This window comes from Brachybacterium fresconis (genome assembly GCF_017876515.1).
Taxonomy (GTDB): Bacteria; Actinomycetota; Actinomycetes; order Actinomycetales; family Dermabacteraceae; genus Brachybacterium; species Brachybacterium fresconis.
Window position 1 is genome coordinate 4,555,427 of sequence record NZ_JAGIOC010000001.1, and the last position, 8,075, is coordinate 4,563,501.

Consider the following 8,075-nt stretch of genomic DNA (forward strand, 5'->3'; position numbering starts at 1 on the left):
CCTGTCCGCCCCCGTGGCCGCGATCGACTGCGGCACCAACTCCATCCGCCTGCTCATCGCCCGGCGCGACGAGACCACCGGTGCGCTGGTCGACCTGGACAGGCGCCTGGAGATGGTGCGCCTCGGCCTCGGGGTGGACCGCACCGGCCGGTTCGACCCGGTGGCGATCGAGCGCACGCTCGAGGCGGCCCGGCGCTACCGCGAGCTCATCGACCACCACGGGGTCGCGCCCGCCGATGTGCGCTTCGTCGCGACCTCGGCCACCCGCGATGCCGCCAACCGCGACGAGTTCATCGGCGGCATCCAGCAGATCCTCGGTGTCACCCCCGAGGTGATCAGCGGCGGCGAGGAGGCGGCGCTCTCCTTCCGCGGCGCCGTCAGCACCGTCCCGGGCCTGCCCGAGGGGCCGCGCCTGGTCGTCGATATCGGGGGAGGGTCCACCGAGCTGGTGCTCGGGACCGAGACCCCCACCCACCGCATCAGCCTGGACATCGGTTCGGTCCGTCTGACTGAGCGGCACCTGGTCACCGACCCGCCCACCGCCGAGGAGATCGCCGCCGCCACCGCCGACGTCGATGCGATGGTCGACGAGGCCGCCGCCGCGGTGCCGCTCCAGCAGGCCACGGCACTGATCGGAGTCGCCGGCACCGTGACCACGATCACGGCCGTCGCGGAAGGCCTGCAGGACTATCGGCCCGACGTCACCCACGGCGCCACCCTGCGCATCGACGATGTCGAGAAGGTGTGCCGTGACCTGCTCTCGCGCACGCGGGCGCAGCGTGCCGAGCACCGGATGATCCATCCTGGCCGCATCGACGTGATCGGCGCCGGGGCGCTGATCTGGTCGCGCATCATGGACCGGGTGGCCACGGCCTCCGGGATCAGCCGGACACGCACCAGCGAACATGACATCCTGGACGGAATCGCCCTGGACCTGCTGGATCGCAGGATCTGAAGGACCTCGGGCGGGATCGCGCGCAGCGCCGCGTGCGATCGGTCCGCAGGGTGGGCAGGCAGCACCGAGGGGACGGCCCGCGGCAGGGCGTGTCCATGGATGGTGCCGTTTTTGTCTCCGGGCCCCCTGAGTTCTAGGCTGGGGTCCATGAACACCACTTTCGGCGGTAAGCCCCATGTCCTGATCCTCGGCGGCGGTTCCGTCGGCCTGACGACTGCGTCCGATCTGCGCAAGACCCTCGGCTCCGAGGTCGCCATCACGATCGTCGACCCGCGGCCGTACATGACGTACGCACCCTTCCTCCCCGAGGTCGGCGCGGGCAGCATCGATCCCCGCAACGTGCTCGCCCCGCTGCGCAAGATGCTCACGGGCACCAAGGTCGTCACCGGCGCGGTCTCCCAGATCCGCAGCGCGGAGAACACCGTCGTGGTCAGCACCGAGGAGGACGTCCAGCTCGAGATCTCCTACGACTACCTCGTCGTCGGCCTCGGCTCCGTCCCGCGGCTGCTGCCGATCCCGGGCCTGGCGGAGAACGCCATCGGCTTCAAGCAGGTCGAGGAGGCCGTGGCCGTCCGCGACCGCATCCTCTCCAGCCTCGCCGAGGCCGCGTCCACCAAGGACCCGAAGATCCGCAAGCGTCTGCTCACGTTCACCTACGTCGGCGGCGGCTTCGCCGGCGGTGAGGCGGTCGCCGAGGCCGAGGACATGGTCCGCGACGCCCTGCGCTACTACCCGGACCTGCACGCCTCGGACATCCGCTTCGTGCTGATCGACGCCGCCCCGTTCGTATTCCCGGAGCTCACCGAGGACCAGCGGGCCTACGTCCTGAACCAGCTGCGCGAGCGCGGTGTCGAGGTCAAGCTCGAGACCTTCCTGAACTCCGTCGAGGACGGCGTCATCAAGACCAGCGACGGCGACGAGTTCGAGTCGGGGATGCTGGTGTGGAACGCGGGCGTCAAGCCGAACCCGGTGCTCGGCGACGACGAGACCTCCGACCTGCCGGTCATCTCCGAGCGCGGCCCCATGATGGGCAAGCTCGACGCGCTGGCCGACCTCCGCGTCAACGGCACCGACGGGCCGCTGGAGAACGTGTTCACCGGCGGCGACTGCGCCGCGGTGCCGGACCTCGCCTCGGGCGAGGGCAAGTTCTGCCCGCCCAACGCCCAGCACGCCGTGCGACAGGGCAAGCGCATCGCGGACAACATCGCCCGGTCCGTGCAGGGTCGTCCGCTGGTGGACTACTACCACAAGAACCTCGGCGTCATGGCGACCCTGGGCATGTACAAGGGCGTGGGTCGCCTGAACCTGGCCGACAAGGAGATCGACATCCGCGGCCTGCCGGCCTGGGTCATGGCTCGTTCGTACCACGTGTACGCGATGCCGACCTTCGGCCGGAAGGCGGCAGTCATCGCGGGCTGGGCGACCAACCTGATCTCCCGTCGCGACATCATCGGCATCCCCGAGAACTCGACCCCGCGCGCGGCCTTCGAGTACGCCGCGAACACCGGCAAGAAGAAGTGATCCGGCCGGGCGCGGTGGTCGGCTGACCCCGCTCCCCGCCCCGATCGAGGCACCGCCGCACCGGATGCGGCGGTGCCTCGCCGCGTCCGGGTCGAACGTTCCGGGCCCGACGGTTGCGCCGGAGTGGCCCGTGACGCGTCGTCGGACAGCGCCGACGCGTCCTCGGACGATGACGAAGTATGCTCATGTCCTCCACCACATGAGCAGGTACGACCAGATCCCGGGGCCGCAGCGGCCGAGCCGGGAGGACCAGGAGGAAGGGACCTCATGGAGATCCACATCGTGACCGACGCCGCCGAGGGGGCGCAGGCGGTCGCCGACGTCTTCGCACGGACGCTGCGGGAGACCGCCGCGGACGGCACGGTCCTCGGGCTGGCCACCGGATCCTCCCCGGTCCCCGCCTACACCGAGCTGATCCGTCGCCACCGCGAGGAGCGACTCTCCTTCGCGGGGGTGCAGGCCTTCCTGCTGGACGAGTACGTCGGTCTGCCCCCCGGCCACGAGCAGAGCTACCACCGCTTCATCCGGGAGAACTTCACCTCCCACGTCGACATCGAGGACGCCGCCGTCCACTCGCCCGACGGCGCCGCCGCCGATCCGGCCGCGGAGGCCGCGGACTATGACCGACGGATCGGCGAGGCCGGCGGGGTGGATCTGCAGATCCTCGGGATCGGGTCCAACGGGCACATCGCCTTCAACGAGCCGGGCAGCTCCCTGGCGTCCCGCACCCGCGTCGTCGGCCTGACCCGTCGGACGATCGCCGACAACGCACGGTTCTTCGAGAACGCCGAGGACGTCCCCGTCCGCGCGCTCAGCCAGGGCCTGGGGACGATCCGGGAGGCGCGCCGCATCGTGCTGACCGCGACCGGCGAGGGCAAGGCCGAGGCCGTGGCCCAGCTCGCCGAGGGCGCGATCAGCGCGCGCTGGCCCGCCACCAGCCTCCAGCTGCACCCGGACGTGACCGTCGTGGTGGATGAGGCGGCCGCCTCCCGGCTCGAGCTCGCCGACTACTACCGGTACGCCCGCAGCCTCGAGCAGACCGGAACGGTCGCAGCTCACAGCTGACGCCGCGGGCCGGGGGAGACCCCGCGGGGGAGGGACGGATACGATCGCTGGCATGCAGAAGGTCGATCCCCCCTCCTCCTCGCCCTCGTCGGCGGTCACGGCACCGTCCAGCGGATTCGACCGGTTCTTCCGGATCTCCGAGCGGGGCTCGACGCTCTCGCGCGAGATCCGCGGCGGCCTGGTCACATTCTTCTCGATGTGCTACATCGTGGTGCTGAACCCGCTGATCATCGGCACCGTGCCGGACTCGACCGGCCAGTTCCTGGGCGGGGGATCGGAGCCCAACCTGCCGGCGGTGGCCGCCGGCACCGCCCTGATCGCGGGCCTGCTGAGCATCTTCATGGGGGCCTGGGCGAAGTTCCCCCTGGCGCTGGCGACCGGGCTCGGCCTGAACGCTTACATCGCGTACTCGGTGGTGCCCCTGCCCGGAATGACCTGGGGCGGGGCCATGGGGCTGGTCCTGCTCGAGGGCGTGGTCATCCTGATCCTCGTCCTGACCGGGTTCCGCAAGGCGGTCTTCAACGCCGTCCCCCCGTTCCTCAAGACCGCGATCGCCGTCGGGATCGGCCTGTTCATCGCTTTCCTTGGCCTGTTCAACGCGAAGTTCGTGACCACCGCGACCGGCACGCCCGTGCAGCTGGGCAACGACGGCTCCCTGACCGGCTGGCCGACCTTCGTGTTCGTGGCCGGACTGCTGCTGATGTTCGTCCTCTGGGTGCGCAAGGTCCCCGGAGCGATCCTCATCGCGATCATCTCCGCGACGGTCCTGGCGATCGTCATCGAGCGCTTCACGCATCTGGGGGCCTTCGCCGCCCCCGACGACAGCGGCGCCGGCGGGAACCCCGGGGGCTGGGCGATGAACGTCCCGACGATCACCGAGTTCCCGATCAAGGCCCCGGACTTCGCGACCCTGCTGACCGTCGACCCGATCGGAGGCATCACGGCCGCCGGTGGCATCGGGGCGATCATCATCGTCTTCTCCCTGCTGCTGGCCGACTTCTTCGACACGATGGGCACGATGGTCGCGGTCGGCTCCGAGGCGGACCTCGTCGACGAGACGGGGGAGATCCCCTACTCCCAGCGGATCCTGGTGGTGGACTCGGTGGCCGCCATCGCCGGCGGCGCGGGCGGTGTCTCCTCCAACACCAGCTTCGTCGAATCCACCTCTGGCGTCGCCGAAGGGGCGCGCACCGGTCTCGCCTCCGTCGTGGTCGGCGTCGCGTTCCTGCTGACGACCTTCCTGTCCCCGCTGGTGGCCCTGGTGCCCTACGAGGCGGCCACCCCCGCCCTGGTGATGGTCGGCTTCCTGATGATGACGCAGATCTCCGATCTGGACTTCACCGACATCGAGGTCGCCCTGCCGTCGTTCCTCACCATCATCCTGATGCCCTTCGCGTACTCGATCACGGTCGGCATGGGAGCCGGCTTCCTGATGTACGTCCTGATCCGGCTGGTCCGCGGCAAGGCGCGCGAAGTGCACTGGCTCATGTACGTCATCGCGGCGCTGTTCATCGTGTACTTCCTGCGCGGCGCCCTCGAGGGCCTGGTGCTGTGATGGCACGCGGCGGCCGGGAGGGGTCCGACGGGTCCGACAGGGCCGACGCGCCCGCGGCCGACGAGAGCGACGAGGTCACCGAGCTGGCGGCCGAGCTGCGTCGGCTGCTGCTGGTCTCCTCCCGGATCCTGCGGTCCCACACCGCCTCGGAAGAGGTCTCCGCCTCCCAGTTCTCGGTGCTCGCGTTCCTGCAGCGCTCGGGGACCTCGACGCCCGGGGCGCTGGCGGACTTCGAGCACGTCAGCCCGCCGGTGATGACCCGGATGCTGGGTCGCCTCGAGGAAGCCGGCCTGGTACGGCGCTCCGCGCATCCCGGGGATGGGCGCCAGGTGCAGGTCGCGCTCACGGACAGCGGCGAACAGGTCGTTCTTCAGGGGCGCGCCGAGCGCGACGCCTGGCTGCGACGCCGACTCCAGGCGGCGGGACCGCAGGAGCGTCGGACCCTCCGTGAGGCGACGGCTCTGCTGCGACGCACGCTGGTCGAACGCCGCGACTGAACGTCGCGGGGCGACGGGACGTGCCCGCCCCCGTGCCCAGGACGGAGAACGGCCGGACCACCGCGAGGGTGGTCCGGCCGTCGCGCGGCGGGCGGGCTCACGGGCCCGCGCGGATCAGGCGGAGCGGTCCAGCACGTGGTCGAGCACGGCGAGCAGCGCGGCGACGTCGTCCTCCCCGACGGCCGGGAAGGTCGCGATGCGCAGCTGATTGCGTCCCAGCTTGCGATACGGCTCGATATCGAGCACTCCGTGGGCGCGCAGCACGGCGGTGATGGCCGTGGCGTCGATCGAGTCCTCGACATCCAGCGTGGTCACGACCTGCGAGCGGGCCTGCGGGTCGCTCACGAAGGGCGTGATCTCCGGGCGTCGGGCGGCCCACTCCTGGAGCATCCCGCTGGTGGCGGCCGTGCGATCATCCGCCCAGGCGAGACCGCCCTGGTCGAGCATCCAGTCGATCTGCTCCGCCATCAGCACCAGGGTCGCCACCGCCGGAGTGTTGAGGGTCTGATCCTTGCGCGAGTTCTCGATCGCGCTGGTCAGGGAGAGGAACGAGGGAATCCATCGATCCGCGGAGGAGGCGAGGCGCTGTGCCCGCTCGATCGCGGACGGGGAGAGGAGGGCGATCCAGAGCCCGCCGTCGGAGGCGAACGCCTTCTGCGGGGCGAAGTAGTACGCGTCGGTCTGGGCGACGTCCACCATCACCCCACCCGCGGCCGAGGTGGCATCGACCAGGACCAGCTGGTCAGAGCCTGCGGCTCCGGGACGGCGCACAGGCGCCATCACTCCTGTGGAGGTCTCGTTGTGGGGCCAGGCGTAGGCGTCGACACCCTCGCGGGCCACCGGGGCCGGGAGAGCGCCGGGGTCGGCCCGGACGATCTCGGGATCCTCGAGGTGTGGGGCGTCGGCGACCTCGGTCGCGAACTTCTGGGAGAACTCCCCGAGGACCAGGTGCTGCGAGCGACGTTCGATCAGCCCCAGGGCGGCGACATCCCAGAACGCCGTCGATCCGCCGTTGCCGAGCGCGACCTCGTAGCCTTCCGGCAGCGAGAACAGCTCACGCAGACCGGCCCGGATCCGGCCGACGAGCTGCTTGACGGGGGCCTGGCGGTGCGAGGTGCCCAGCACCGAATGGGACACGGAGCTCAGCGCATCGACCTGCGCCGGGCGGACGCGGGAGGGACCGGAGCCGAACCGACCGTCCGCCGGGAGCAGCTCCCGGGGGATCGACAGACCACGGATGGTCTCGGCGCGTGCGGTGCGGGCTTCGGACATCGGCTGCTCCTGGAGATGCGTGAGCGGTACCGTCGGTGGATCCGGCGGCGGGGGTGCCCATCCTGCCAGGCCGCGGCAGCCGGCCCCGGAGCGGTCCGTGTCCCGCACCCGGTCGGAGGGGAGCCGTGGGAAGATCGGAGCATGAGCCGTGCCGATCTCGACAAGCAGCCGTACGACGTCGCGGGGATGTTCGACAGCATCGCCGGACGATACGACCTCATGAACGACGTCGCCGCCTTGGGACAGGTTCAGATGTGGCGTGCCGCCATGGTCGACGCGCTGGAGATCGAGGCCGAGGACACGGTGCTCGATCTCGCGGCAGGCACCGGGACCTCCTCCACGGCGATCGCCCGCGTCGGCGCTCGCGTCGTCGCCGCCGACTTCTCCCTCGGGATGATGGCCGAGGGCCGACGCCGCGGGGCCCCCGTCCCGTTCATCGGTGCGGACGCGCAGCACCTGCCCTTCGCCGACGACTCCTTCGGTGCCGCCGTGATCTCCTTCGGCCTGCGCAACGTGCACAGCCCGAGGACCGCCCTGGCCGAGATGATGCGCGTCGTCCGACCGGGAGGACGGGTTGTCGTCTGCGAGTTCTCGACCCCCACGTCCACGCTCTTCCGGACGGTCTACGAGAAGTACCTGCTGCGTGCGCTCCCGGCGGTCGCCCGGAGGGTCGCCACGAGCGCGGAAGCCTACGACTACCTGGCCGAGTCGATTCTGGAGTGGCCCGACCAGGAGTCGCTGCGCCGCTGGTTCACGGACGCCGGCCTCGTCCGGGCCCAGTACCGGAACCTCACCGGGGGGATCGTCGCCCTGCACCGCGGGGTCGTGCCTCACACCTGAGGGTGCGGCAGCGCGCAGCCGCACCGCCCGTCGGCGGACGAGGACCGCTCCGGGCGGCACACAAAGGCGCTCTGACCTGCAGTGTCACCCGGGCCCCGATGATGTGTCGCAGCACACGGCCGCACAGCCCGTTCTGGCTTGACGGGTGCTGGCGACCTGCGTAATGTTCTTACTCGTGCCCAGCAGGTCGGGACAGCGGAAAGGCCGGAAGGCTGGCCCGGGAATCTCGGTCTGACGAGGCACGGCAGGTCTCTCCGGAAGGAGTTGGCGCGGCGGGGGTCACATCCCACCGAGTTGACATGGAGGACCGGAACCCGTAAGTTATAAGGGTTGCCCCGGAGCTGATGAGCCGAAAGGTTCGGATCTCTGA

The 8,075-nt window shown here is 70.6% G+C and carries 7 protein-coding genes; 6 read left to right on the forward strand and 1 reads right to left on the reverse strand.

The window, feature by feature from the left end; all coding sequences use genetic code 11:
• The first annotated feature begins 1 nt into the window (after position 1).
• The 5 genes from JOF44_RS20205 (at position 2) to JOF44_RS20225 (ending at position 5,593) form a co-directional block, all read left to right on the forward strand.
• Entirely contained in the window at positions 2 to 955 is a 954-nt protein-coding gene (locus tag JOF44_RS20205; RefSeq protein WP_209896272.1) for a Ppx/GppA phosphatase family protein, read from the forward strand.
• 147 nt (positions 956 to 1,102) lie between these two features.
• Positions 1,103 to 2,476, forward strand: a complete 1,374-nt coding sequence (locus JOF44_RS20210; protein WP_209895532.1) for an NAD(P)/FAD-dependent oxidoreductase — start codon at positions 1,103 to 1,105, stop codon at positions 2,474 to 2,476.
• Between the two features lie 267 nt (positions 2,477 to 2,743).
• On the forward strand, positions 2,744 to 3,541 hold the full coding sequence (gene nagB, locus JOF44_RS20215; RefSeq protein WP_209895534.1) for a glucosamine-6-phosphate deaminase: 798 nt from the start codon (positions 2,744 to 2,746) through the stop codon (positions 3,539 to 3,541).
• A 52-nt stretch (positions 3,542 to 3,593) separates the two neighbouring features.
• Positions 3,594 to 5,096 (forward strand): NCS2 family permease, encoded by a 1,503-nt coding sequence (locus tag JOF44_RS20220; protein WP_209895536.1) that lies wholly within the window; start codon positions 3,594 to 3,596, stop codon positions 5,094 to 5,096.
• Positions 5,096 to 5,593, forward strand: a complete 498-nt coding sequence (locus JOF44_RS20225) for a MarR family winged helix-turn-helix transcriptional regulator (protein ID WP_209895538.1) — start codon at positions 5,096 to 5,098, stop codon at positions 5,591 to 5,593. The genes JOF44_RS20220 and JOF44_RS20225 overlap by 1 nt, the downstream gene beginning before the upstream one ends.
• A gap of 114 nt (positions 5,594 to 5,707) precedes the next feature.
• Here JOF44_RS20225 and serC read toward each other — a convergent pair whose 3' ends face one another.
• A complete protein-coding gene (gene serC, locus JOF44_RS20230; protein ID WP_209895539.1) occupies positions 5,708 to 6,865 on the reverse strand; it encodes a phosphoserine transaminase in 1,158 nt (385 codons plus the stop codon).
• A 141-nt stretch (positions 6,866 to 7,006) separates the two neighbouring features.
• On the opposite strand from serC, the gene JOF44_RS20235 reads away from it, so the two are divergent.
• Positions 7,007 to 7,705 (forward strand): demethylmenaquinone methyltransferase, encoded by a 699-nt coding sequence (locus tag JOF44_RS20235; RefSeq protein WP_209895541.1) that lies wholly within the window; start codon positions 7,007 to 7,009, stop codon positions 7,703 to 7,705.
• Positions 7,706 to 8,075: the final 370 nt, after the last annotated feature.

What these genes read in the sequence shown, in the direction of transcription:
- JOF44_RS20210 (WP_209895532.1), top strand. Translation starts at nt 1,103, where the DNA reads ATGAACACCACTTTCGGCGGTAAGCCCCATGTCCTGATCCTCGGCGGC.
- nagB (WP_209895534.1), top strand. Translation starts at nt 2,744, where the DNA reads ATGGAGATCCACATCGTGACCGACGCCGCCGAGGGGGCGCAGGCGGTC.
- JOF44_RS20220 (WP_209895536.1), top strand. Translation starts at nt 3,594, where the DNA reads ATGCAGAAGGTCGATCCCCCCTCCTCCTCGCCCTCGTCGGCGGTCACG.
- JOF44_RS20225 (WP_209895538.1), top strand. Translation starts at nt 5,096, where the DNA reads ATGGCACGCGGCGGCCGGGAGGGGTCCGACGGGTCCGACAGGGCCGAC.
- serC (WP_209895539.1), bottom strand. Translation starts at nt 6,865, where the DNA reads ATGTCCGAAGCCCGCACCGCACGCGCCGAGACCATCCGTGGTCTGTCG.
- JOF44_RS20235 (WP_209895541.1), top strand. Translation starts at nt 7,007, where the DNA reads ATGAGCCGTGCCGATCTCGACAAGCAGCCGTACGACGTCGCGGGGATG.